Source organism: Asanoa ishikariensis, assembly GCF_900107455.1.
Lineage (GTDB): Bacteria > Actinomycetota > Actinomycetes > Mycobacteriales > Micromonosporaceae > Asanoa > Asanoa ishikariensis.
On record NZ_FNQB01000003.1, the window covers coordinates 1,385,766 to 1,407,325 of the forward strand.

A 21,560-nucleotide genomic window follows, 5' to 3' on the forward strand; every position below is an offset into this window, starting at 1 on the left:
TCGACGACAGGGTGTCGGATCGGGGCGGTCGCGTTCGTAGCAGGGGTGAGGCCGCCCGCGACGGGCGGCGCCGAGGCTAAGGAACCACGATCGTGAAGCTGACGACCATGACCCAGGTGACCATCGACGGCGTGATGCAGGGAAACGGCGGCGCGTCGGACGAGGACCGCCGCAACGGCTTCGAGCGCGGCGGATGGGCGCTGGGTAGGGGCGACCACGAGACCCACGCGTTCATCAACCAGACCTACGAGCGGGCCGACGCGTTCCTGTTCGGCCGTCGGACCTACGAGCTGTTCGCCAGTTCGTGGGGAACTTTGACGGAACAGGACGTCCCTGGGTGGGAGCCCGTCATGCGGGCGCTGAACACCCGACCGAAGTACGTCGCCTCGACCACCCTGACCGATCCGGCGTGGTCGGGCACCACCGTCCTGCCCGACGACCTCGCCACCGCCGTCGCGGACCTGAAGGCCAAGCCGGGCGGTGAACTGCAGGTGCACGGCAGCGGCACGCTGATCCGCGCTCTTCTGGAGCACGACCTGGTCGACGAGTTGACCCTGATCGTCGTTCCGGTGGTTCTCGGCCAGGGCGCGCGGTTGTTCCCGGACTCCGGCCCGGATCTCGCGCTGGACCTGGTCGAGTCGCGCGTCGACTCGAAGGGCGTGACGATCCAGGTCTTCCGGCCGGCCGGGCGCCCGCAGTACGCACCTGCCCGGTGACACACGGGCCGGGCCAGTCCGGCCCGGCCCGCACGCGTGCTTGGACCGAGACAATGCGACATACGCTGAGGACCTCGAACGCGCGAGGAGACGTCGATGCGTGGTCTGGTCGCTCGGCTGTGGAGCCCGACCGGGCTCGTCCTGGTCCTGCTGTGCTTCCTGATGCCGTTTCTCGCGGTGCGGTGCGAGCTGCGCGAACCGGATGGCCCTGAAGTCGGCGCCATCGTCTACACGTTCTCCGGCGCCGACCTCGTGTCCGGCGCCCGGGGTGACCTGACCTGGCGGTCCGTCGATGAGCTCGACCCGGCGGCGACGCACACGCTCGAGCAGGACGACTACGTTGGCCGAGAGATGGCGCCGCCGACGATTGCGATCGACCGCCAGCCCCTTGCGATCCTCACGCTGGTGCTCGTGACGGTCGCCCTCGCCGGCGCCCTGGTCCGCCGGGCGAACTGGCGATCGCTGGTGGTGGGCGGTGGCGCCGCGTACGCCGCGGTGGCCCTGGTCGCGACCGGGCTCCAGGCCCATCGCGAGGTGATGGCGCGGGTGGCTGAACTACGCGCCGATTACGGCGTCGAACTCTCGAGGCTTACCGACAGCGACGGCGGCCCAGGCCTCGTCGTGCGCGTTGAATGGGGATTCCTGGTCGCGCTCGGCCTGCTGCTCCTGGTCGCGGTCGGCAACCTTGCCTACGGGCGGCGACGGGAGGCGGGCGACGGCGAGGACGCCGCCGACGGCGCTGCTGACAAGGTCCCGACCAGCCCTACCTGAGGCCGGCGGGTTCCCTTGGCGCCGGTGCGGCTCTACGGTGGCGGGGATGGACGTCACGGAGCGCATCGGCTGTTGGCTCGTCCCGGCGGGCGCGTTCTTCCGCGTCTGGGCGCCGCACGCCGCGCAGGTGCGGGTGGTCGTGCAGACCGGAGAGCGGTGGGACAGCGACGAGGCGGGCACTGTCTCCGCGCTGACGCGTACCGGCGGATATTGGAGTGTGACGGTCCCCGGAGTTCGGCCCGGCGACCTCTATAGGTTCCGCGTCACGACGGCCGACGGCGAGGTCCTGGACCGGCTGGACCCGGCGGCCCGCGACGTGCTCAGCTCCGAGCTCACGAGAGACGACCCGGACAGCCACAACGCCTCGATCGTCTCGACCGGGCACGACTTCCAGTGGGCGCCGTTCGAGACGCCCCGGTTCGAGGACTTCGTCATCTACCAGTTGCACGTCGGCACGTTCGCCGGACGCGGAGACGACCGCCCCACCGGGTGGGCCACCTTCGCGGACGCGTCGCGCAAGTTCGGCTACCTGCGCGACCTAGGGTTCACCGCCGTACAGCCGCTACCGGTCCAGGAATACGCGATGGACCGCTCGTGGGGCTACAACCCGGCCAGCTTCTTCGCGCCCGAGTCGTCCTACGGCTCCCCCGCCGACCTGCGGCGCTTCGTCGACACGGCACACCGGTCCGGGCTCGCGGTGATCTTCGACGTCGTCTACAACCACTTCGGACACAGCGACAACGTCCTGTGGGAGTACGACGGCTACCGCGACCACGGCGGCATCTACGTCGAGGGCGGCCAACAGACGCCGTGGGGTCCCGGGCCGGCGTGGTGGAAGGAGGAGGTGCAGGACTTCTTCTACCAGAACGCCCGCATGTACCTGGAGGAGTACCGGGCGGACGGACTGCGGTTCGACGCGACGACCCAGATCAACGGCCAGCACCTGCGCCACGTCGTCGGCCGCCTGCGCGCCGAGTTCCCCGACAGGTACCTGATCGCCGAGCACCTGCCGGACGATCCGTGGATCGTCGACGAAGGACACTTCGCCGCGACCTGGTGCGCCGACGCCCACCACGAGGCACAGCGGGCCCTGGCCGGTCAGGACCCGCTGCGGAGAATCAAGGACATTCTGGGCTGGGACGGGTACGACCATCCGTGGAACCTGGTCAAGTACCTGCTCGGCTCCCACGACGACATCGGCGACCAGCAGGAGGGCGACGCCGAGGACGGCCTCACCAACTGGGACCGCCAGCACCGCTACCTGGTCGACCAGCTCGGCGGCCGCGGCGACTGGACGGCCCGCGCGAAGTGCCGGCTGGCGTGGGCGTTGAACGTGACCATGCCCGGCACCCCGATGCTGTTCATGGGTTCGGAATGCCTACAGGCCGCGCCGCAGGTGGCCTGGGGCTACTGGCACGACGGGGTTGACGGTCGCGGCGACCACCGCTTCGACTGGACCGTCGCCGGTGACGAGCTCGGCATCCAGATGCGCCGCCTCGTGGGCGCGGCCAACCGGGTCCGGCTCTCTGACGCCGCTTTGCGCGCGGACTCGCTGGACATCACCCACGAGGACCATGACAACCAGGTGCTCGGCTTCGTACGCCAGGCCGGTGACGACGTCGTCCTGGTGGTCGTCAACCTCAGCGACCGGACCTTCGGCGACCACGGGTACGGGGTCGGCACCGGGGGTCGTGACGGTCGCTGGACCCAGGTGCTGTGCACCCAGGACGCGGACTTCGGCGGCTGGGACGGCGCCGGCAACGCCTTCCACGAACCGTGGACGCAGCCGGACGGCCGGGTGTACGTCAACGTTCCTCAGTGGAGCGTCGTGGTGCTGCGCCGTATCAACTGACGGCCTGCCGCACGAGTGCGCCGATCCGCGCCTCCACCTCCGGGGTCACCTCGGTCAGGGCGAACCCGGCCGCCCACATCGCGCCCTCGTCGAGGTGCGCGTGGTCGCTGAAGCCGAGCGTCGCGTAGCGCGCCTTGAACTTGTCCGCCGGCTGGAAGTGGCAGACCAGCTTGCCGTTCAACGTGTACGCGGGCATCCCGTACCAGAGCTTCGGCGCGATCGCCGGGACCGTGGCGGTGATGACGGCGTGGACGCGTTCGGCCATCACCCGGTCCGAGTCGCCCATCTCGGCGATCTTCGCGAGCACGTCCCGCGCCGCCTCCGCCGCCTTCTCCGCGGCCGATCCCGCGCGGGCCGCCTTCTTGAGATCGCTGGCGTGGTCCTTCATCGCGGCTAGCTCGTCGGCCGTGAATCCCTGGTGTGTGGTGGTCATCGTCTCCCCTTGACTGACGGCATCATCGGCACGGTGCGTGCCGATGAGCGGAATGCTGCACGACCTCGCCAGCCTTGTCAACGGCACGCCGCGTGCCGATAAGATGGCCGTCATGCCTCCCGCACCGCGACGCCGAGGCGCCGCCCGCACCGAAGAGCTGCTTCAGGCCACCCTCGACCTCGCGGCGGAGGTCGGCTACGCGGGCCTGAGCATCGAGGCGATCGGCCGCCGGGCCGGCGTCGGGAAACACACCATCTACCGGCGCTGGCCATCCATGGCGGCGCTGCTGCTCGACGCGCTCAGCAGTGTGTGGACCAGCGACCTGGACTACAACGACACCGGAGACGTCCGCGCGGATCTGCGCGAACAGTTCCTGCTCTCGAGCCACGTCCTGTCCAGCCCGCCGATCGGCCCGGCCTACCGCGCCCTCATCGCCGAGGCCCAGGGCGATCCGTCGCTGCGGGCGGCCATCCACGAACGGTTCCTGGCCACCGTCGAGCAGAGCACCCTCAACCGGATCACCCAGGCCCAGCGCGCCGGCGAGCTGACCCCCGACGTGAATCTGGAGTTCGCCGCCGAGGTGCTGTGCGGCACGCTCTACTACCGCCATCTGCTCACGACCCGCCCGGTCGGCGAGAGCGCGGTCGACGGCCTCCTGGACATGTTCATGGCCGCGTACGGACAGCCACAATTCCCCGCGGGGAATGGCCGGTAGCTGCTCGCCCGCGCTACACAGGGCCCGTGGACTTCCCTCGGGCGCTACGCGAACGCCGCACCGGTCGTCGGCTCAGCCAGCTCGATCTGGCGCTGCGGGCGGGCACGACCCAGCGCCATCTCAGCTTCATCGAGTCCGGCCGGTCCGTCGCCGGCCGGAACATGGTCGTACGCCTGGCCGAGTCGCTCGAGCTGCCGTTGCGCGAGCGCAACGAGCTTCTGCTCGCAGCCGGATACGCGCCCGCCTATCCGGAGAACGCACTCGACGATCCGGTGCTGGCCCCGGTACGCACGGCGATCGACCACATCCTGCGCGGACATCTGCCGTATCCGGCCCTGGTGGTGGACCGCGACGGCAACCTGATCGCCGCGAACGACGCGTTCAGCGTGATCACCGAGGGCGCCGCCGCCGAGCTGCTCGGGCCGGGCAGGAACATGTACCGGCTCGCGCTGCACCCCGAGGGCGTCGCACCCCGCATCCGAAACCTGGCCGAGTGGGCCCGCCACATCCTGGCCCGGCTCGGCCACCAGGAAGACCTGCGTGCGGAGCTCGCGGCGTACGTACCCGCACTGGAGCCGGCGGACGGGCACCTAGGCTTCGCGGTGCCGCTGCACCTCGGGTCCGCAGTTGGCGAGCTGCACCTGATGACGACCGTGACGACGTTCGCCACCGCAGTGGACGTGACGCTGGCCGAGCTGAAGCTCGAGGCGTTCCTGCCGGTGGACTCGGCGACGGCCGAGGCGCTGCACGCGGCGAACGGTCAGGCTCCGGGGAACATGTAGTCGGCGATGATCCGGCCGTCGTCGTCGAGCACGAGGACCTCGTCGCCGCCGCCGGCCACCTCGCCCGTGTCGACGGCGACCGTGTCCCAGCCGAACTTCACCACGCCACGAAGGCGTACGGCGTCGGCGCGCGACCGGAAGGTGAAGCCCGCCTTCTCGACGAACCGCTCGTAGCTGCGCGCCACCCGCGTCTCGATGGCGTCGTAGCCGCGGGCCTCGAGGACCAAGTGGTCGAAGCCGAGCGATGCGGCGAGCTCACGGACCTCGGCCGGCGGGTGGAGGACGTGGACGCCGCCCTCGGCCCAGAGCCGCTCGATGGCGGCGCGACGTTCGGCGGCGTCCGGCTCGGTCCACTGTGCGATGTAGCGGTCGGCCAGATCCTGTGGGCTGATGTCGATCATCCCCAAATCCTCCGTACGACGCCGCCGGCCGGCAATTCCCTGCGGGGAATGGACCGCGTGGCGCGGCAGCGCTGGCTGCCGCGCCACAGGGCGGTCGTTTCAGTCGGGTCACCCGGTTCGGCAGGTGACCGTCGGCCACGTCCAGTTGCCGTTGGCCATGACCGTGATCCCGAAGTTGTTGCCGTTGCCGTTCGGTCTGGCGGTGACCGTGCCGCTCGTGCCGCTGACCGAGGCGTTCCAGCTGTTCTGCAGGCTCTGGCCGCCGTTGAGGCCGAGGCTCACGACCCAGCTGCTGGTGCCACTGACGGCGACGTTCAGGTTGAACCGGTCGCCCCACTGCTGCCCGGCCGACAGGGTCGCGGTGCAGTTGCCTCCGCCGCCGGGCGGCGGGGTGGTCGGGTTGCCGCCGCCACCGCTGCCTTCCCGGACGGTGATGTCGGAGCTTCCGCTGCTCTGGTAGCCCTCGGTCGCCATGATCTGGTAGCTGTGGTTGCTGCCGAGGTTCAGGCCGGAGCGGGCCCAGGCGTCGAAGTGGTTGGCCGTGGTGATGGTGCCGCCGGTGCGCTTCTGCTGGCGAACGCTCCAGAACTGGTAGAACGTGGCGGTGCCGTCGATCGACGGCTGGTTGACCCGCTGGCTGCGGTAGATGTCGTAGGTGCCGCCGTCGGTGGTGACCGAGCCCATCCGCTGGGCGCCGCTGCTCGGGTTGTAGGTGCCGAAGTTCTCGACGACGTAGTACTCGATGAGCGGGTTGCGCGTCCATCCGTACAGGGCGAGGTAGCTGTTGCCGTTCGGGCTGTAGCTGCCCGAGTAGGTGATCGTCCGCCGGTTGCCGGTGGCCCAGCCCTTGCCACCGACCCAGTTGTTGGTGCCGCTGCCCCAACTGCTGGAATACCGGCCGTCGGCGCGCAGCGTCATGCTGGCGTTGCCACTGTCTTTCCAGAACGAGAAGTAGTACCCGTTGTGCGTGCCGGTGGTGTTCGAGCTGACGGTGCGGTCGGCCTCGGCGTAGGCGCTGGGTGCCATCACCCCGACGCCGACGCCGACGGCGAGCGCCGCGGCGCACGTTGCGCCGAGCAGCATCCGCAGGCCGCGTCTCCTCGGTTTGGTGGACGTGTCGTTCATGTCTTGGCTTCCTCCTCGTGACGCTGGCGGGAGACCAGCAGCGGGTACGACCAGGCGGGCCGTCGTCGGCCGGGCGACGACCGGAGGGCGATCGACGGTCATTGAACTCCGTCGATGGCGACGCTAAGATTTCCGGGACCCAACTGTCAACAAGTTTCGGAAACGTTCCGGAAACCTGGCGCGAGCGGTGGAGCCCGGAGGTACACCTGGCCAGCAGGCCCATCACGCTGATCTGGAGCCTGCTGACCGCATCGGCAGCTCGGCAGAGATCCGGCCGGGCGTCGGCAGAAGTTCCGGAGTCCTTCCGGACCACGATCAGGCTGACCCGGTCAGACCCAGATGCCGATCGCGAAGAAGGCCGCGACGAGGGCGGTGCCGGCGGTGTCCCAGTTGCTCGGCCGGTGGGTGGCGGCGAGGTACCCCTGCGGCTTCAGCCGTTCGTAGTAGAAGAACGCCGACCGGACCCGGCTCTTGTTGAGCCCGTAGTTGCCCAGGACGAAGAGGCCGACGGTGATGAGCACGTTGAGCAACGGTGCGACTGCGGCCTTGGTGCTCGCGCCGCCGGTGGCGTACACGATGACGACGGCGACCAACAGCGGGATGAATCCATAGAGGACAATCACCCACGCGCTGGCCCGCACGAGCAGCGGCGCCATGGACGTCACCAGATAGCCCGCCAGATCACGCAGCGGTCGGCTCCGGCTCATCGCCGTACCGTAGCGATTCCTCTCCCGTCCCATCGACCACCCCAACCACCAAACTCCGAACTGGTCGTTTGTGCGCGGCCGAAATGGAAATCCGGCGCGCATGACAGATTCCGCCCAGTTCCCGGCGCCGGCCGAGGGGATTCTGGCCACACTGTTCATCACCGTGCGCAGCGTGGCGCGGTCCCGCGACTTCTACTCGCGCGTGCTGGGCGGCACGGTCGTCGTCGAAGAGAACCCCTGCATCGTCAAGCTGTCGAACACCTGGCTGCTCATGAATCCCGGCGGCCCACCGACACCCGACAAGCCGGGCATCACCGTGGTCGACTACGAGCCCGGCGACACGACATCGATCTTCCTGAACCTGCGGGTCGCCGACATCCACGCCTGTTACGAGCAGTGGAAGGCGAAGGGCGCGCAGTTCGTGACACCGCCGATCGACCGGGTCGCCGAGATCCGCTGCTACCTGCGTGACCCGGACGGCTACCTCATCGAGGTCGGCCAGTCCACCGGACTGCTGCACGGCGAGCACGCCGCGAAGCGCCCGGAGGACCTCCCCGGCTGAGCATCACCGCCGCTGGCCTGCTGCCACGGGCGGGAAGAACTATTGTTGACTTGTGGCAAATGTGTCACCAGGCGAAGTTGAGCGGCGCGACAACGAGTTTGTCCGGATCCTTCGAGAGCGCCGGCTCGAAAGCGTGTTCCAGCCGATCGTGCACCTGGCCAGCCGCACGACGATCGGCTTCGAGGCGCTGGTCCGCGGGCCTGCCGGCTCGCCGTTCACCGATGCCCACACATTGCTGCGCTACGCGTACCGCAGCGGTCTTGTGGTCGAGTTCGACTGGGTGGCCCGCGCGGCGGCGTGCCGGGCAGCGATGGCCGCGCAGCTCGCGCAGGACCAGCTCCTGTTCCTCAATATCGAGCCGCTGGCGTTCGGCACCGACTGCCCGCCCGATCTGTGGACCGACATCGAGACGGCGTTCGCGCGTTTCCAGGTGGTGCTCGAGGTGACGGAGCGGTCGCTGGACCGCGACCCCCGATCGCTGCTGGAGGGAATCGACCACCAGCGACCCGACGTGGCCGGGATCGCCATCGACGACCTCGGTGGAAACGGCGCGACGCTGTCGATGCTTCCGGTCCTGGCGGCCGACGTGATCAAGCTCGACCAGTCGGTCATCCAGTCCGGACCGACGCCCGCGGTCATGCAGATCATGGACATCGCGTACGAGGAAGCGGAGCGCACGGGCGCGACGATCCTCGCCGAAGGGGTGGAGACGCCGGCGCACGCCGCGTTCGCCCAGTCCGCCGGCGCCACCCTCGCGCAGGGCCTCTATCTGGGACCGCCCGCACCGCTGCCGACGGCTTTCCGGGCGGCGGAGGTGCCGCTGAGCGTCAACTCGGAGCCGATCGCCCGCCTCGCCACGCCGTTCGACGCGCTCGAGGGCCGGGAGACGAGCCGCGCGGACCTGACGTACCTCACCGCGCTCAGCAACCACCTCACCGACCGGGCGGCGGAACTGGTCGCCCCGGCGCTGTCGCTGGTGTTGCTGCCCGACCCGCACCTGCTGACCCGAGCCGACCGCATCCGGCTGGCCCTGCTGGCCCAGCGCGGCGTCGTCACCGGCGTGCTCGGACCGGGACTGCCGGACCCGCCCGCGACAGGGGTACGCGGAGCCCGCCGCCACGACCCCGCGCTCGACGGCCACTGGGCCACGCTGACCCTGAGCCCCGGCACGGCGTCGGCGCTGCTGGCGCGGACCGTGCCGGGCAGCGTCGGCGAGTTCGAGTTCGGAGTGACCCACGACCGCCGCCGGGTGGTCGCCGCGGCCCGATCGTTGCTGCGCCGGCTCGGCGCGGGATCAGCGATGGTGGACGGGTAGGTCGATCAGGGCCACTGCCACGCCGCCGCCAACGCGGCCGGGTCGTCGTCCGGGCGGACCAAGAGCACGCCGTCTTCAAGGTCGTCGTCACTGGCGAGGACGCGCCCAGTCCGAGCCTGATATCACCACATTCGACCCTCCCTAAATGGTACGAACAGGGCAGAGCTTTCTACCTAGGGGGTGGGCATGCTCGATTCGTACCTCGCGGCTGCCGGTGACTGGTATCGCGACGTCGTGCAGTTCGCCGACGGCACTCCGAAGCCGGTTCAGGAGTTCATGGCGCACTTCACGGAGCTCGGAATCGTGGTGCTGGCGGTGGTGTGGGCGCTGGTTTTCTGGCGGGCGCGCCGGGCACCGGACCGCACGATGGCCGCCGCCCTGATCGGCGCGATCGGGGTCGTCGTCTCGTACGGGATCAGCGAGTCCACGAAGACCTTCCTGGACGCCGAACGCCCCTGTCGCACCTTCCCCGACCTGCGGATCATCGCGCACAGGTGCCCACCGACAGGCGACTGGTCGTTTCCCAGCAACCACGCCACCCTCGCCGGCGCGTTCGTGGCCGCGATCTTCGCGGTGTCCTGGCGGCTAGGTCTGCTGGCGCTGCCGATCGGTCTCCTGGTCGGCTTCTCCCGGGTCTTCGTCGGCGTGCACTACCCACACGACGTGGCGGCCGGGTTCCTGATCGGCGTCGTGGTCACCGCCGCCATGGTGGCCTTCCTGGTGCGCCCGACCACCGGGTTGATCGTGTCGATGCGGGAACAGCCGCTGCTGAGCAGACTGCTCAGCGCTGCACCGCGGCAGGTCGTGACCCGCTGACGCGAGATCAGCTATCGGTCGGGCGTACGCCCGGATCGCCTGGTGATCGCACGAGGAGCCATCCGGCGAGGCCGCCGACGGGGACGATGAGCCAGCACGAGAGCACGCGGTAGATCAGAACGGCGGCGGCCGCGCTGCCCGCTCCCGCGCCGGCGGCGGTCAGGCCCGCGGCCAACGCGAGCTCGACGACACCGATGCCGCCCGGGGTCAGTGGCACCTGGCGTACCACCTGGACGCTGAGATAGACGGCGGTCAGCGTCGCCGGCCCGCCCGGAAGCTGGAACGCCTGCGCGACGGCCAGGAAGCACAGCAGGTCCGTGACCCACTTGGCGACGGACCACAGGAGCGCGACGGTCCAGGTCGTCGCGGTCACCGCGGCGGCCGCCCGCCACGCCGACCGCAGCCAGTTCAGCAGGATCAGCGCGTAACGGCGTGCGGTGCCTGTGCGCTCCTGCACCGCCGTCGGCGCTGAGCCCCAGCGGCGGCGGCCGATGCTGATCGCGGCCGCCAGGACGGCGACCAGGGCCGCGACGACGATCAACGGCCGCCAGCTGAACGACTCCCCGGCCCCGCCCCACCCGGCGACACCGGCGTACACGGCGACGATCCCGCCGATCGAAGCCAGCCCAGAGATGACCATCACGGCGGCGGCCACCTCCGGCGCCGCACCGGCCCGCTGGTAGCGGCGCACCGCGAACGCCGCCGAGACCGCCGGCCCTGCGGGCAAGCTGATCGACATCGCGGTGCTGGCCAGGACGATCGCGAGGGTGTGGCGGCGGCTCAGTCGCGCGCCCAGCGCGTACAGCAGGCCGTGCTGTTGCAAGGTGAATGCGCTGAGTGAGGCGGCCTGCAGCACCGCGGCGACGAGGATCCAGCGCGGGTCAACCGTGGCGATGGCATGGCGGGTGTCGGCGAAGGTGGGAAGGCGTCCGTGCAGGCCCACCACAGCGAGGCCGGCCACCACACCGACAGCGACGAGCACCCGGACCCAGCGCATCCACCGCGAACGGGCAGGGCGCCGCGGTCTCTCCTCGGCCAGGGCGACCGGCGCGCCTCGTTGATCGTGGTCAGCGTCGGTCACGGTAGGCATCCTGCCAGCGACGTCCACGCCGCCGTTCGGTGTCTGCCGTCACGGGTGACCAGGGACTCATCCATCGGGTACGAGCAGGCCGGCGCAACGGACTGTCACCGGGTCGCCACTGAATCCGCCGGCTTCGCGTCAGCGTGTGGGCCTCACCGTCCGGCTGGTCGTCGTGAACGGCGCATCGGCTCAAGCCGTCAGAGTCTGGTCATCTTCTGCATCGCGTCGTCGTAGCGGGCACCGGCCACACCGAGCCGCGTCGCGGCACCATCGAGCGCTTCGGTGTCGGCGGCGGACAGCTCGAGCCGGGTCGCACCGATGTTCTCGTCGAGGCGTTCCAGCCGTCGGGTGCCGGGGATCGGCACGAGTGACGGTCGGCGGCCGAGCAGCCACGCGAGGGCAACCTGCGCCGGCGTCGCGCCCTGCGTCTCGGCCACCCGTCTGACCAGGTCGACGAGAGCTTCGTTGGCGGCCCGGTTCTCCGCGGTGAAGCGAGGGATCGTGGTCCGGATGTCATCCGGTGCGAACTCGGTCGTGGTGCCGACCGCGCCGGTGAGGAACCCTCTGCCCAACGGGCTGAACGGCACCAGGCCGATGCCCAACTCGTCGAGCGTCGGCAGGATCTCGGACTCGATGCCGCGGGTCCACAGCGAGTACTCGCTCTGCAACGCGGTGACGGGGTGGACGGCGTGGGCACGCCGGATGGTGCCGGCGCCCGCCTCGGACAGCCCGAAATGGGCGACCTTCCCCTCCGCCGCCAGCTCGGCGACTGTTCCGGCGACGTCTTCGATAGGCACGGCGGGATCAACCCGGTGCTGATAGAACAGATCGATCCGCTCGGTACGTAGCCGCCGCAGCGAGGCCTCTGCGACCCGGCGGATCTGCTCGGGCCGGCTGTTCACCCCGATGCCTTGGCCGCCCTGGATGTCCCACCCGAACTTGGTGGCGATGACGACCTGGTCGCGCACCGGTTCGAGAGCCTCGCCCAGAAGTTCCTCGTTGAGATACGGACCGTAGACCTCGGCGGTGTCGAACAGGGTGACAGCGCGCTCGACCGCGCCGCGCAGGACGCCGATCATGTCCTTTCGACCGCCGGGATTCGGGCCGTAGCCCTCGCTCATGCCCATGCAGCCAAGGCCGAGCGCGGAAACCTCCAGACCCTGCCCGAGCGTACGAGTATGCATGCTGTCTCCCCTTGACCGTTCGGCATTGTGGACGGTCAAGGGGACGCTACCTCGCCGACCAGGTGTGTTACTCGACGTGGAATCGGTATTCGGTCGGGTCGGAGACGATGGTGCCGACGTGTTCGCGGACCCGCAGCGTGACCCAGCCGGTCGTGGGCGGAGTCCACGTGATCGTGGCGGTCTCGCCCTCGACGGTCTGCACAGCGTTGTCGTCGAAGGAGTATTCGTAGCCCGTCACGCCCTCGTGCGCGGGTGCGAACGTGAACTCGCCAGGGCCGCTACCGGTGCCGGACGACGGGTATTGCGGTGAGGACACCAGCGGAGCGTGCGAGGTGAGGTCCCACCCGAACTCGACCGTCGACGACTCGGTGCCGTCGGTGGAACGGCTGCGTGCCTGCACCAGCAGGTAGGGCCAGTCACGCGGGGTGTAGCGGACGGTGGCCGTGCCATCGGGGCCGGCCGTGGCGACCTGCTCAGTGGCGCCGAAGTCCGTCGACCAGACGTATTCGGTCACGCCCGGGGCACCGGGGTGGAAGACCAGCGTGACCTCCTGGCCCACGAGCGGCGGCGCGCTGCCGTCCGTCGGGAAATCGGGCGAGGTGACGGTCGGGGTGGTGGGCGGGTAGACGACATAGACGACCACCGACGCCTCGGCGGTGGGCGTGCGTGCGGCGGTGTGGCCGACCACCGAAATGGTGTTCCGGCCCGGCGCGGTGGGCGTGACGACGAAGGTCGCGGTGCCGTCGGCCGCGGCGGCGATCGTCGTCGCCGGCTCGTCGTTCAGGCGGTAGTCGTACGAGACGAGGCCGCCCAGCTTGCCGGGGGCGACGGTGAAGGTGTGCGGCTCGCCCGGCCCCGCATCGGGGCTCAGGTCGGTCAGCCGCGGCTCGGTGTTGCGGACAGTCATGGCGTACGTCGTCGGGGCCGAGCGGTTGCCGGTGCGGTCGATCGCCTGGACCGTGACGATGTTCAGGCCGTAGAAGCTCGGAGTGAACTCGACGGTGACCTTGCCCGCTCTGCCGGGCGGCACGTCGCGCGGGCCGGTGCCCGGCGCGGACCACCCGAAGGCCACCACATCGGTGTCGCCGCCGGCGATCGCGAAGGTGAACCGGCCCGGAATGCCAGGGCCGCCCGCCTCGCCGGTCGCGGGGTAGTCGGTCGAGGTCACCGTGGGCGGGTGCGGCGTGGTGGTGTCGACGGTGAACGTGCACTCGGGCGACCAGCGCGACGTGGCGCCGGCCCGGTCGGTGGCCCGCACCTCGAACCGGTAACGCACGCCGTTGGTCAGGGCCGGGCCCGGATATGACCGGACGAGGCCGCCACTGGTCAGCGGCGTCGCCGACCACTCGACCCGCTGGTCGCGCTGACCGACGGGCCACAGCGCGAAGGTCGCGGTGACCTGTTCCCCGCTGACGACGCCGAAGTCGGGGTCGCCCAGCACCGCAGAGAACTCCGGCGCGGTGGTGCCGATGAAGATGCCCTTGTCACCACAGGCGACACCGGTGACGGACAAGCTCGAAGGGACTGCGGGTTTGTGATTGCCGGGCGCGGCCTGCGCCGCCCCGGCCGGTATGAGAAGTGCACCCACAGCGGCCGCGGCGACCACGACAAGACGGAACAACTGTCCTCCTGAAACATCTTCGGGCGCCGATCATAGGTCGCGGCTACGACAAAACTGGGGGCGCCAAACTGAGGGCAGCAAGGGGTGACCTTCGTTGATACGGTGCCGTGATGGCGCGACGGAGGCGTGAGGTCTCGGACGAGGAACGCCGGCGGGCGGGTGACGACTCTCGCGTCGAGGTTCAGCAGCTTCAGCGGGTGGCACGGCGCAATTTCCGCTGGGTTGTCGCCGTCGGATGCATGTTCTTCGGCTTGCTCGGACTGTGGGAGATCCTCGACAGCAGCGCGAACCTGGCCGCGAATGTCCTCATGCTCGTCGGTGGCCTGACTGCGGCGGCGACCTTCTTCGTCCGGAGTTGGCTTCTGTTCTGGGCGGCGGTCGTCGTCACTCTGGCCGGTCTGGTGTGGATTCTCCTCTGAGCTTCCAGGTCGAGCCGGAAGCGCTGGTCGGGTACGCGCGTCAGGTCGAGCGGGCAGCCGAGGGCGCCACGCGGATCCGCGCCTACCCGAACGGCTGCGTCGACGCGCCCAAGGCGGGTGGTGAGGTCTTAACGTCGCCAAGGAGGGCGTACGTCCCGGCCACACCGCGCCCTCCGTCGTTTGAGGAGCGGCGGTCCGGGTAGCAAGAATCTGTTCTGCTATACGGCAACGGACTTGGGTGGGGAGGGAAAGTGGCCAACGCAATGGTAAGCCGGCGCCTCCTCGACGACGGCACGGTCGTGTTGGAACTGCGGGGCGAGCTCGACGTGGCGGTCAACGACGCGTTGCGGGACGTGCTGGAGCAGACGATACGGATAGAGCGGCCACCTTTGTTGGTGGTCGACATGCGGCATGTGACCTTTGTCGACTCGACCGGCATGGGAGCGCTCGTGGCCGGACTCAACGCAGCGCGGGAACATCAGGTGCGGTTCGGCGTCCACGCGGTGGCGCCGTTTGTCGAGAAGCAGCTGCGCATCGCCGGCCTCTACGAGGCGCTGGTGTTGCCGCAGGGGTGACACCGTCGCACGATATGTGGCCCCGATCAGTCACGATCGGGGCCATATGGGAACGCACGATGTCGGTCAGCGCACCCGGTCACGTCAAAGGATCACGTTCAACAGCACGGTGAGGACGATGGAGGCGATGACGGAGATCGCGATCATCACCAGGCAGCCGATTCCGCCGCCGAGCGGGCGGATCTCCGCGTTTCCGATTCTCATTCCTGCCTCATACCCGTCGGCGGCCAGGCGAAAAGTCGGTCGTCGGCGTTGGCTATCCGTTGTACTGCTCGTCGGTGACCTTTTCGAGCCATTCGACTCCCTGGCCGTCGCGGACACCGGTCAGCGCGAGGTGGGTCATCGCCTCAGTCGGTGAGGCGCCGTGCCAGTGCTTGACGCCCGGCGGGCACCAGACCACGTCACCGGTCCGGAGCTCTTCGACGGGGCCGTCCCATTGCTGGGTGCGGCCGAGGCCTTCGACCACGACCAGGCGCTGTCCGGCGGGGTGGAGGTGCCACGCCGAGCGGGCGCCCGGTTGAAAGGTGACGTACGCGCCGGTGTACGCCGCGTCGTTCTCCGCGTCGAACAGCGGCTGCACCCGCACGTCGCCGGTGAACGTTTCCGCGGGTCCCTTGCTGGCTGGCCGCGTACCACTGCGTGTGATCATTTTCCCTCTTCCGCTGGTCGCAGAAGCACGCTATCGAAGGTACGTCCAGACACAACGGTGCCCCGGCCGACGGCCGGGGCACCGATGGGACTGATTAGCGGGTGACGCTGCGTCGACCGCGGCCGGCAAAGCCCACGGCCAGCGCGACACCGACAGCCGCGAGCACGATCTGCAGAAGCAGCTCACGCCAGTCGATCCAGCCATCCGTATCAGCGAAGCCACCGGCCCGCGCGATCGCGGAACCGATGAGCGCGGCCACAACACCGATGACCAGCGTCAGCCACAACGGGATGTTCTGACGGCCGGGCACGACGAGTCGACCCAACGCGCCAATGATCAAACCGACGATCAACGCAGTGATGATTCCACCTGGGGTCATGGCCGTTGTCCTCCTCGTAAGTCTAAATCGCACGGTGACGGTGGCTTAGTTCCCGACGGTCCGATCAGCCAAACCGCGACAGTTCCGCCGCACACGACTTCGACCTGGTGATCTCCGCCGAGGATGCCGGGATCGACGAGGCCGCCGGTCGGCTGCGCCGCGACAGCGGGGCGACCGTCGACCTGAACGTGCGATCGACGGCGCACCTCGCCAAAGCGGGTCGTGCCCGACATGGTCGACCGCGGCGCTGGCCGGGTCCTGTTCACCTCGTCGATCGCGTCCGCCATGCCCGGCTCCTTCCAGGCGGTCTACAACGCGTCCCAGGTCGCGGGGAGGCGGTCAAACGGCGCTCGTCGACCCTGCCTGATCGGTGCCGACCGTGCGCAGGGTGGTGAGCACCAGAGCCCGGGTGACGGTCGCGATGTCGCTTACGCGGACCTGTTCCCGTGGGCCGTGCGCGAGGCGCACGTCGCCCGGGCCGTACTGCAGTGTGGGGATTCCCTCCCCTGAGTACAGGCGCAGGTCGCTGCCGTAGGGGGCGCCTCGCTCCGCCGGCCGCGGGCCGTTGGTGACGTCCGCGTGCGCCGCGCCGACGACGGCGGCGAGGGGATGCCCGGCCGGCAGTCGTCCGCTCGCGAACTGACCGCCGGGCCACGTAACCGTGGCCGGGTGGGAACGCAGCCACGGGTCGTCGGCACAGGCCTGCGCGATGCACTCCTCCAGTTCGGTGCGGGCCTGGGCCGGATCCTCGCCCAGCCGCACGCCCAGTCGTCCCTCGGCGACCAGCAGGTCGGGCACGCTGCTGGCCCAGTCGCCGGCGCGCAGCGTTCCCACCGACAGCGGGTACGCGATGGGGTACCCGGCCATGAGCGGATCAGGGTCAGTGTTGCGGCGCGTCTCCAGTCGGGCGAGAGCGTGGTGGATGGGCAGGTAGGCGTCGATCGCGCTCGTTCCCACGTACCGGGTGCTGCCGTGGGTGGCCTGGCCGGGCACGTCGATGCGAAAGGTCAGGGCGCCGGCGTTGGCGGTCATGATCGCACCGCTGGTCGGTTCCGTGATGATGCAGGCGTCGCCGGTGTGGCCCCGTTTCAGAGTGCCGAAGGCGCCCAGCCCGCCGTCCTCCTCGCTGACCACGAAGTGCACGGCCACGCGGCCGCGCAGCCTCGCGCCCGCCTGACGTATCGCGGCCAGGGCGCCGAGGATCGCCACGACCCCGGCCTTCATGTCGCACGCTCCGCGGGCCTGCACCGCGTCTCCGGTCGTACGCGGCCGGAACGGGTCACCCGCCCACTTCGCCGGGTCGCCGGGTGGGACGACGTCGACATGCCCCTGCAGGATCAGCGTCGGACCGTCGCCCCGGTCCCGGGTGCCGCCCACCAGACCCCACGCCTCGGTGCGCGGGGCTTCCAGGCCCGGGAAGTCGGCATGCGCCCGCAGCTCGCCCAGGTCCATGGACCACAGGTCGACGTCGAGCCCCATCGCCTCGAGCTGCCGGGCCAGGACGTGCTGGAGCTCGGACTCCGCGGCGCTCCCCGTCACGCTCGGCACCGCGAGCAGGTCCAGCAGGGTCCGGGCGACGGCCGCGTCGTCCACCGCGGCCACCGCGGACGCCTCCACGTCGCTCACGTTCGTCGCCATCGAAAGCACCCCCGCCGAGCGACACCAGGACAGGCCGGAGACTATGTCGCGCCGAGCTCGCGAACAACCTGACCGCGAACGGGCATGGTGCAGCCCGTCCGCGACCGGTGAACCACCGGCCGAGGACGGGCCGCGGACCCTACCTTCGGACCGAGTCCCGCGCCTCGCTGGCGCGAGTGGTCACGTCGTCGGCGGCGGAGCGGCCCTCCTCCTTGACGGTGGCGGTCGCCTCCCGCGCCGTGGAGCGAACGGAGTCGACCGCGTCCCGGGCCGGGCCTTCGAGGTTGTCCTTGGCCTCGTAGGCGAGATCCTTGGCCTCCGCCTTGAGGGTGTCGGCGTGCTCGGAGACCTTTTCCTTCACCATGCCGGCCGCCCGCTGCTCCTTCTCGCTCGCGGGCAGCAACGAGGACACCAGCCAGCCGAGGCCGAACGCGACCAGACCCGCGGCCAAGGGGTTGCCTTCGGTCTTGCGCCGGATCGCCGCCGGAGCCTCCTGCACGGCGTCGGCAACGGACGAGGTCGCCGAGGACGCGCCGTCGGAGACCGTCGACGCGAGCGAGGACGCCTTGTCCCCGACGGTCGAGGCAGCGTTGCCTCCGCGCTCGACGGCGTCGTGCGCGGTGCCCATCACGGTGTCACGGACGTTGCGGACGGCGTCACCGACGCGTCGTTTCCGGTCGTTGACCATGCGTCGTGGGCTCGCCTTGTACGCCAGGGCGTCCACGTCGTCGCTGAGGTTGGATCGAGTCTGCTCGATCTCGTGCCGGATCTGGTCCGGATCGGTGGTCATCAGAAGGCTCCTGTGTCGGGCTTGAGGGCGGGAGGAATGTCTTTGACGGTCTGGGTGGTCTGGGGCAGGCCGCGCACGGCGCGTAGCTGGCCCCGCGCGACCACGAACAGGACGGCGGCAGCGACGGCCCAGATGACCGCGACGATCAGCGCGGCCCAGCCCTGGTCCATGAGGTTCGACAGCCCCCACCAGAGCGCGAAGGACAGGAACAGCAGGACCATGTGGCCTGCGATACCGGCGCCGGCGAACATGCCCGCCGCCTTGCCGGCCTTCTTCCCCTCCTCGCGGATCTCGGCCTTGGCGAGCTCGACCTCCTGACGCACCAACGTGGACAGGTCGCGGGTGACCTCACCCATGAGCGAGCCGAACGACCGGTCGGTGGAGTCGCTGGACTGGATCGCCGTCATGGCCGTGTCCCGGCGCCCCAGGGACCGCCCACGGTCGGGACTGCCGCGCCCGTGGCGTCGGTGGACGCGCCGTAGACCGTGCCCTCCGTCGGGCTCGGACCCGAGGTGAAGGCCCCGGGCGCCACGCCGTTGCCGGACGAGTGCGAGGGCGCGCCGTCGTCATGGGTGTCGGCGACAACGCCACGGGTCAACCGTCCGGCCAGCACGCCGAGGATCGCGGCGCCGGCCAGGAACGTGCCGGGGTGCCGGCGCGCGTACTGCTTGACCTCGGCGATGACCTGACCGGGCTCGCGCGCCTCGATCCAGTCCGCGACGGAGCCGATTCGTGCCGAGGCCTGGTGTGCGACCTCGCTGGCCGGCCCGGACTGGCCGCCCTGCTGGGCCATCGAACGGAGCTCGTCGCCGAGCGAACGTATGCCGGCGGCTGCCCGACGCTGCTGTGCGCTGGTCTGGTCGCGCAGGTGGCCGCGGGTCGTGCCGTAAAGGTCGCGCGCCTGTCGCGCTGTCTCCTGCGCGACCTGCTTGCCTTGTTCCTTGGCGGTCTGTCCGACATCGCCGCCGGCGGCGACGGCCGTGCGACCGAGATCCTTGGCTTCGGTCTTCGCTTTCTCAGTGGTCGACTCGTGGCCGTCGGACTGCGGCCAGGAGGTGGCGGTGTCCGTCATGGAGGGACCCTTCCGATGTGGAGCACCCGGGGAGGGGGTGCCGATGACGCAGCGATACCCCTCGTTCGGTCGCCCATGCAGGTCACCGCAAAGTTAATTGCCTGCCAACAATCAGTTTGGCGATCTACGAATTGGGAGAGGCGCGGACCTGTGTTTCACCAGCGCAAACGCGGGAATTAGGTATAACGCCGCAATTCGCCCATAAGAAGCGCGATTGCACCACCCTGAAGACGGACAGGTGAACGTGATGACCGAGAAGCCCGGTAAGCACCTTGAGGAAGAGCCGCAGGAGAAGCGCGGAGCGAAGGGCTCCCGAGACGAAGGGTCGGGTAAGCCGTCCGCGGGCCAGGCCGAAAGGCCAAGCGGTTCGGCAGACAAGAAGTCGGATACGTCGGTGCTGCCGCAGGATCCCCAGGATCCCGACTCACCCAACCTGCAGTCCGGCGGGTAGCTCGACTCAGCGGGAACGCTCGACGACGTCACGCAGGCGGCGCAGCGACTCGAGGTTGCGACGACCGAGCATCAGGTCGTTGACGCGGTTGCGCAGAGCGACGAGCGGTCCGTCGGTGAACTGCTCCTCGATCACGACCTGCGTGTGCTCCCCCGACCCGTTCAGCGTGATGTGCACCGTCGCCTCGCCGAACGGCCACAGCCTGGGTCGCATCACCAGTCGGGTGGGTGGCTCACAGACCAGCGACACCGTGCTGTCGTGCAGGGACAACGGCCACGGGCCGGCCTTGTGATGGATACGGCTGCCAGGTGCCGGCCAGCCCGCGTCGACGTCTCGGATGTGCGCGGTGCCGACGACCCAGTCGCTGTAGGTCCAGCCGTCGGAGAGGACGGCGAAGACGTCCTCCGGCGTCGCGGCGATCAGATGCTCGGTGCGGGCCATGGCTACTCTCATTCATCGTCGCGGGGTGAGAATTCGCCGGCCCGCGGCCGCGCCTGCCACCGCGACCGCCGCGACCGCCAAAGGCCTGAGCCAATGCCGGCCCCACGATGCGGTGATGCTGGCCTGGTCCGGGAGCGACGCGAAGACGTTGCCGGTATTGGCCGCGACCGGCTCGCGGGACAGGCCGCCCCGGCGCATGAGCGGACCGACCAGCGCGTCGTACACGGCAGGCATCGTCGTGAAACCGATCCGGATCAACGGATTGGCCAAGCCGACCGAGACGGCGCGCCGCGGGCTGTCCGCGACCTTGACGATGGCGGCCGCGACCTTCTCGGGGCGGTCGACCGGCGGCGGTGGCCGGCCGACCCGGCCGGTGTAGTTGGCGGCGGTGCGGTAGATCGGCGTATCGACACCACCGGGGTCGACCATGCACACGTGGATCGCCGGTGCGTCGCGGGTCTCCTGCCGCAACACCCGCGCCAGCCCACGCAGACCCCATTTGCTGGTGACGTAGGCGCTCATGTACGGCGCGGCGGTCAAGCCGAGCAGGGAGCCGGCGAGCACCAGCACGCCCGCGCTCTGCGCCCGGAAACGGGCCAGGGCAACGCGCGCCACCGCGGCCGCGCCGAGCAGATCTGTCCGCACGACGGTCTCGAAGACCTCCACGGGCAGGTCCTCGAAGCGTCCGTACGCCATGACGGCCGCCGTGTGCACCCAAACGTCGATGCGCCCGAACGAGGCGACGGCCGCCTCGGCCACGGCGTGCACCGCTGCGACGTCGTTGACATCGACCGGCTCGACCAGTACCCGGGCGCCGAGCGCCCCGCATTCCTCGGCGACGACCCGCAACGCGGACGAGGACCGGCCAGCCAGCACGAGACGATCACCTCGCCGGGCGAACGCCAGCGCAGCGGCGCGCCCGATGCCGCTCGACGCGCCCGTCACCACGATGACGCGGGCCGTGTCCACGAGTACCCCCTACCCAGGGTCGCAGATGTTACGCAAATCGACGCAAGCCCAGGCCAAATGGGTTAGATCGACAGTCTGCGGGCACCCAGCTAGGGG

Annotated in this window: 26 protein-coding genes; 11 read left to right on the forward strand and 15 right to left on the reverse strand. The window is 69.9% G+C overall.

Annotation, left to right across the window (positions count from 1 at the left end):
• The first annotated feature begins 92 nt into the window (after positions 1–92).
• The 3 genes from BLV39_RS30255 to BLV39_RS30265 all read left to right on the forward strand — a co-directional run bounded on the left by BLV39_RS30255 (position 93) and on the right by BLV39_RS30265 (position 3,339).
• Positions 93–716: a dihydrofolate reductase family protein gene (locus BLV39_RS30255; protein WP_090800048.1), complete on the forward strand. Its 624-nt coding sequence runs from the start codon at positions 93–95 to the stop codon at positions 714–716.
• Between the two features lie 96 nt (positions 717–812).
• Complete coding sequence (locus BLV39_RS30260) at positions 813–1,487, forward strand: hypothetical protein (protein ID WP_090800049.1); 675 nt, start codon at positions 813–815, stop codon at positions 1,485–1,487.
• Between the two features lie 46 nt (positions 1,488–1,533).
• Positions 1,534–3,339, forward strand: a complete 1,806-nt coding sequence (locus BLV39_RS30265; RefSeq protein WP_090800050.1) for an alpha-amylase family glycosyl hydrolase — start codon at positions 1,534–1,536, stop codon at positions 3,337–3,339.
• On the opposite strand, the gene BLV39_RS30270 is transcribed toward BLV39_RS30265, so the two are convergent.
• Positions 3,332–3,772 carry an iron chaperone gene (locus tag BLV39_RS30270; RefSeq protein ID WP_090800051.1) on the reverse strand — a complete coding sequence of 147 codons (441 nt, stop codon included), beginning with the start codon at positions 3,770–3,772 and terminating at the stop codon, positions 3,332–3,334. The genes BLV39_RS30265 and BLV39_RS30270 overlap by 8 nt on opposite strands.
• A 112-nt stretch (positions 3,773–3,884) precedes the next feature.
• Between BLV39_RS30270 and BLV39_RS30275 the strand changes: the two genes are divergently transcribed.
• Together BLV39_RS30275 and BLV39_RS30280 are read left to right on the forward strand one after the other, a co-directional pair.
• Positions 3,885–4,487 (forward strand): TetR/AcrR family transcriptional regulator, encoded by a 603-nt coding sequence (locus tag BLV39_RS30275; protein ID WP_239083404.1) that lies wholly within the window; start codon positions 3,885–3,887, stop codon positions 4,485–4,487.
• A gap of 26 nt (positions 4,488–4,513) precedes the next feature.
• Positions 4,514–5,269, forward strand: coding sequence for a helix-turn-helix domain-containing protein (locus BLV39_RS30280; protein ID WP_090800052.1), 756 nt, complete (start codon positions 4,514–4,516; stop codon positions 5,267–5,269).
• On the opposite strand, the gene BLV39_RS30285 is transcribed toward BLV39_RS30280, so the two are convergent.
• The 3 genes from BLV39_RS30285 to BLV39_RS30295 all read right to left on the reverse strand — a co-directional run bounded on the left by BLV39_RS30285 (position 5,248) and on the right by BLV39_RS30295 (position 7,502).
• Entirely contained in the window at positions 5,248–5,670 is a 423-nt protein-coding gene (locus tag BLV39_RS30285) for a hypothetical protein (RefSeq protein ID WP_090800053.1), read from the reverse strand. The two genes, BLV39_RS30280 and BLV39_RS30285, sit on opposite strands and share 22 nt — an antisense overlap.
• 108 nt (positions 5,671–5,778) lie before the next feature.
• Positions 5,779–6,795 (reverse strand): glycoside hydrolase family 11 protein, encoded by a 1,017-nt coding sequence (locus BLV39_RS30290; protein ID WP_090800054.1) that lies wholly within the window; start codon positions 6,793–6,795, stop codon positions 5,779–5,781.
• Between the two features lie 329 nt (positions 6,796–7,124).
• Positions 7,125–7,502, reverse strand: a complete 378-nt coding sequence (locus BLV39_RS30295; protein WP_090800055.1) for a hypothetical protein — start codon at positions 7,500–7,502, stop codon at positions 7,125–7,127.
• Positions 7,503–7,602: 100 nt separating this feature from the next.
• On the opposite strand from BLV39_RS30295, the gene BLV39_RS30300 reads away from it, so the two are divergent.
• From BLV39_RS30300 to BLV39_RS30310, 3 genes are all read left to right on the forward strand, one after another.
• Positions 7,603–8,064 carry a VOC family protein gene (locus tag BLV39_RS30300; protein ID WP_090800056.1) on the forward strand — a complete coding sequence of 154 codons (462 nt, stop codon included), beginning with the start codon at positions 7,603–7,605 and terminating at the stop codon, positions 8,062–8,064.
• Positions 8,065–8,125: 61 nt separating this feature from the next.
• Positions 8,126–9,379 carry an EAL domain-containing protein gene (locus BLV39_RS30305; protein WP_275414228.1) on the forward strand — a complete coding sequence of 418 codons (1,254 nt, stop codon included), beginning with the start codon at positions 8,126–8,128 and terminating at the stop codon, positions 9,377–9,379.
• Positions 9,380–9,565: 186 nt separating this feature from the next.
• Positions 9,566–10,195: a phosphatase PAP2 family protein gene (locus BLV39_RS30310; RefSeq protein WP_090800819.1), complete on the forward strand. Its 630-nt coding sequence runs from the start codon at positions 9,566–9,568 to the stop codon at positions 10,193–10,195.
• A 7-nt stretch (positions 10,196–10,202) separates the two neighbouring features.
• Here the strand turns inward: BLV39_RS30310 and BLV39_RS30315 are convergent, their stop codons facing one another.
• The 3 genes from BLV39_RS30315 to BLV39_RS30325 form a co-directional block, all read right to left on the reverse strand.
• Positions 10,203–11,276, reverse strand: coding sequence for a lysylphosphatidylglycerol synthase transmembrane domain-containing protein (locus BLV39_RS30315; RefSeq protein ID WP_239083403.1), 1,074 nt, complete (start codon positions 11,274–11,276; stop codon positions 10,203–10,205).
• Positions 11,277–11,473: 197 nt separating this feature from the next.
• On the reverse strand, positions 11,474–12,460 hold the full coding sequence (locus tag BLV39_RS30320; RefSeq protein ID WP_090800058.1) for an aldo/keto reductase: 987 nt from the start codon (positions 12,458–12,460) through the stop codon (positions 11,474–11,476).
• 67 nt (positions 12,461–12,527) lie between these two features.
• Entirely contained in the window at positions 12,528–13,973 is a 1,446-nt protein-coding gene (locus tag BLV39_RS30325) for a hypothetical protein (RefSeq protein ID WP_090800059.1), read from the reverse strand.
• 218 nt (positions 13,974–14,191) lie between these two features.
• On the opposite strand from BLV39_RS30325, the gene BLV39_RS30330 reads away from it, so the two are divergent.
• Both BLV39_RS30330 and BLV39_RS30335 read left to right on the forward strand, forming a co-directional pair.
• The gene (locus tag BLV39_RS30330) at positions 14,192–14,500 is read left to right on the forward strand and encodes a hypothetical protein (RefSeq protein WP_090800060.1); all 309 of its coding nucleotides are present in this window, start codon (positions 14,192–14,194) and stop codon (positions 14,498–14,500) included.
• Between the two features lie 251 nt (positions 14,501–14,751).
• The gene (locus BLV39_RS30335; RefSeq protein WP_143049948.1) at positions 14,752–15,075 is read left to right on the forward strand and encodes an STAS domain-containing protein; all 324 of its coding nucleotides are present in this window, start codon (positions 14,752–14,754) and stop codon (positions 15,073–15,075) included.
• 256 nt (positions 15,076–15,331) lie between these two features.
• On the opposite strand, the gene BLV39_RS30340 is transcribed toward BLV39_RS30335, so the two are convergent.
• The 6 genes from BLV39_RS30340 to BLV39_RS30370 form a co-directional block, all read right to left on the reverse strand.
• Positions 15,332–15,724, reverse strand: a complete 393-nt coding sequence (locus BLV39_RS30340) for a (R)-mandelonitrile lyase (RefSeq protein WP_090800062.1) — start codon at positions 15,722–15,724, stop codon at positions 15,332–15,334.
• Between the two features lie 94 nt (positions 15,725–15,818).
• A complete protein-coding gene (locus BLV39_RS30345; RefSeq protein WP_090800063.1) occupies positions 15,819–16,103 on the reverse strand; it encodes a GlsB/YeaQ/YmgE family stress response membrane protein in 285 nt (94 codons plus the stop codon).
• Between the two features lie 339 nt (positions 16,104–16,442).
• On the reverse strand, positions 16,443–17,741 hold the full coding sequence (locus tag BLV39_RS30355; RefSeq protein ID WP_176985151.1) for an ArgE/DapE family deacylase: 1,299 nt from the start codon (positions 17,739–17,741) through the stop codon (positions 16,443–16,445).
• A gap of 139 nt (positions 17,742–17,880) precedes the next feature.
• A complete protein-coding gene (locus tag BLV39_RS30360; protein WP_090800064.1) occupies positions 17,881–18,531 on the reverse strand; it encodes a DUF3618 domain-containing protein in 651 nt (216 codons plus the stop codon).
• Complete coding sequence (locus BLV39_RS30365; protein ID WP_090800065.1) at positions 18,531–18,938, reverse strand: phage holin family protein; 408 nt, start codon at positions 18,936–18,938, stop codon at positions 18,531–18,533. The genes BLV39_RS30360 and BLV39_RS30365 overlap by 1 nt, the downstream gene beginning before the upstream one ends.
• The gene (locus BLV39_RS30370; RefSeq protein ID WP_090800066.1) at positions 18,935–19,603 is read right to left on the reverse strand and encodes a hypothetical protein; all 669 of its coding nucleotides are present in this window, start codon (positions 19,601–19,603) and stop codon (positions 18,935–18,937) included. Before BLV39_RS30370 ends, BLV39_RS30365 begins: the two co-directional genes overlap by 4 nt.
• A 247-nt stretch (positions 19,604–19,850) precedes the next feature.
• Here BLV39_RS30370 and BLV39_RS30375 point away from each other — a divergent pair, with 247 nt between their 5' ends.
• Positions 19,851–20,054 carry a hypothetical protein gene (locus tag BLV39_RS30375; RefSeq protein ID WP_143049949.1) on the forward strand — a complete coding sequence of 68 codons (204 nt, stop codon included), beginning with the start codon at positions 19,851–19,853 and terminating at the stop codon, positions 20,052–20,054.
• A gap of 6 nt (positions 20,055–20,060) precedes the next feature.
• On the opposite strand, the gene BLV39_RS30380 is transcribed toward BLV39_RS30375, so the two are convergent.
• On the reverse strand, positions 20,061–20,495 hold the full coding sequence (locus BLV39_RS30380) for an SRPBCC family protein (RefSeq protein WP_090800068.1): 435 nt from the start codon (positions 20,493–20,495) through the stop codon (positions 20,061–20,063).
• Between the two features lie 12 nt (positions 20,496–20,507).
• The gene (locus BLV39_RS30385) at positions 20,508–21,464 is read right to left on the reverse strand and encodes an SDR family NAD(P)-dependent oxidoreductase (RefSeq protein ID WP_090800069.1); all 957 of its coding nucleotides are present in this window, start codon (positions 21,462–21,464) and stop codon (positions 20,508–20,510) included.
• Between the last annotated feature and the right edge of the window lie 96 nt (positions 21,465–21,560).

Excerpts from the sequence above, each read along its gene's own strand:
- BLV39_RS30370 (WP_090800066.1), bottom strand. The coding sequence starts at position 19,603 with ATGACGGACACCGCCACCTCCTGGCCGCAGTCCGACGGCCACGAGTCG.
- BLV39_RS30365 (WP_090800065.1), bottom strand. The coding sequence starts at position 18,938 with ATGACGGCGATCCAGTCCAGCGACTCCACCGACCGGTCGTTCGGCTCG.
- BLV39_RS30320 (WP_090800058.1), bottom strand. The coding sequence starts at position 12,460 with ATGCATACTCGTACGCTCGGGCAGGGTCTGGAGGTTTCCGCGCTCGGC.
- BLV39_RS30300 (WP_090800056.1), top strand. The coding sequence starts at position 7,603 with ATGACAGATTCCGCCCAGTTCCCGGCGCCGGCCGAGGGGATTCTGGCC.
- BLV39_RS30380 (WP_090800068.1), bottom strand. The coding sequence starts at position 20,495 with ATGGCCCGCACCGAGCATCTGATCGCCGCGACGCCGGAGGACGTCTTC.
- BLV39_RS30285 (WP_090800053.1), bottom strand. The coding sequence starts at position 5,670 with ATGATCGACATCAGCCCACAGGATCTGGCCGACCGCTACATCGCACAG.
- BLV39_RS30260 (WP_090800049.1), top strand. The coding sequence starts at position 813 with ATGCGTGGTCTGGTCGCTCGGCTGTGGAGCCCGACCGGGCTCGTCCTG.
- BLV39_RS30345 (WP_090800063.1), bottom strand. The coding sequence starts at position 16,103 with ATGACCCCAGGTGGAATCATCACTGCGTTGATCGTCGGTTTGATCATT.
- BLV39_RS30375 (WP_143049949.1), top strand. The coding sequence starts at position 19,851 with ATGACCGAGAAGCCCGGTAAGCACCTTGAGGAAGAGCCGCAGGAGAAG.
- BLV39_RS30265 (WP_090800050.1), top strand. The coding sequence starts at position 1,534 with ATGGACGTCACGGAGCGCATCGGCTGTTGGCTCGTCCCGGCGGGCGCG.
- BLV39_RS30270 (WP_090800051.1), bottom strand. The coding sequence starts at position 3,772 with ATGACCACCACACACCAGGGATTCACGGCCGACGAGCTAGCCGCGATG.
- BLV39_RS30330 (WP_090800060.1), top strand. The coding sequence starts at position 14,192 with ATGGCGCGACGGAGGCGTGAGGTCTCGGACGAGGAACGCCGGCGGGCG.
- BLV39_RS30360 (WP_090800064.1), bottom strand. The coding sequence starts at position 18,531 with ATGACCACCGATCCGGACCAGATCCGGCACGAGATCGAGCAGACTCGA.
- BLV39_RS30275 (WP_239083404.1), top strand. The coding sequence starts at position 3,885 with ATGCCTCCCGCACCGCGACGCCGAGGCGCCGCCCGCACCGAAGAGCTG.
- BLV39_RS30290 (WP_090800054.1), bottom strand. The coding sequence starts at position 6,795 with ATGAACGACACGTCCACCAAACCGAGGAGACGCGGCCTGCGGATGCTG.
- BLV39_RS30310 (WP_090800819.1), top strand. The coding sequence starts at position 9,566 with ATGCTCGATTCGTACCTCGCGGCTGCCGGTGACTGGTATCGCGACGTC.
- BLV39_RS30295 (WP_090800055.1), bottom strand. The coding sequence starts at position 7,502 with ATGAGCCGGAGCCGACCGCTGCGTGATCTGGCGGGCTATCTGGTGACG.
- BLV39_RS30355 (WP_176985151.1), bottom strand. The coding sequence starts at position 17,741 with ATGGCGACGAACGTGAGCGACGTGGAGGCGTCCGCGGTGGCCGCGGTG.
- BLV39_RS30340 (WP_090800062.1), bottom strand. The coding sequence starts at position 15,724 with ATGATCACACGCAGTGGTACGCGGCCAGCCAGCAAGGGACCCGCGGAA.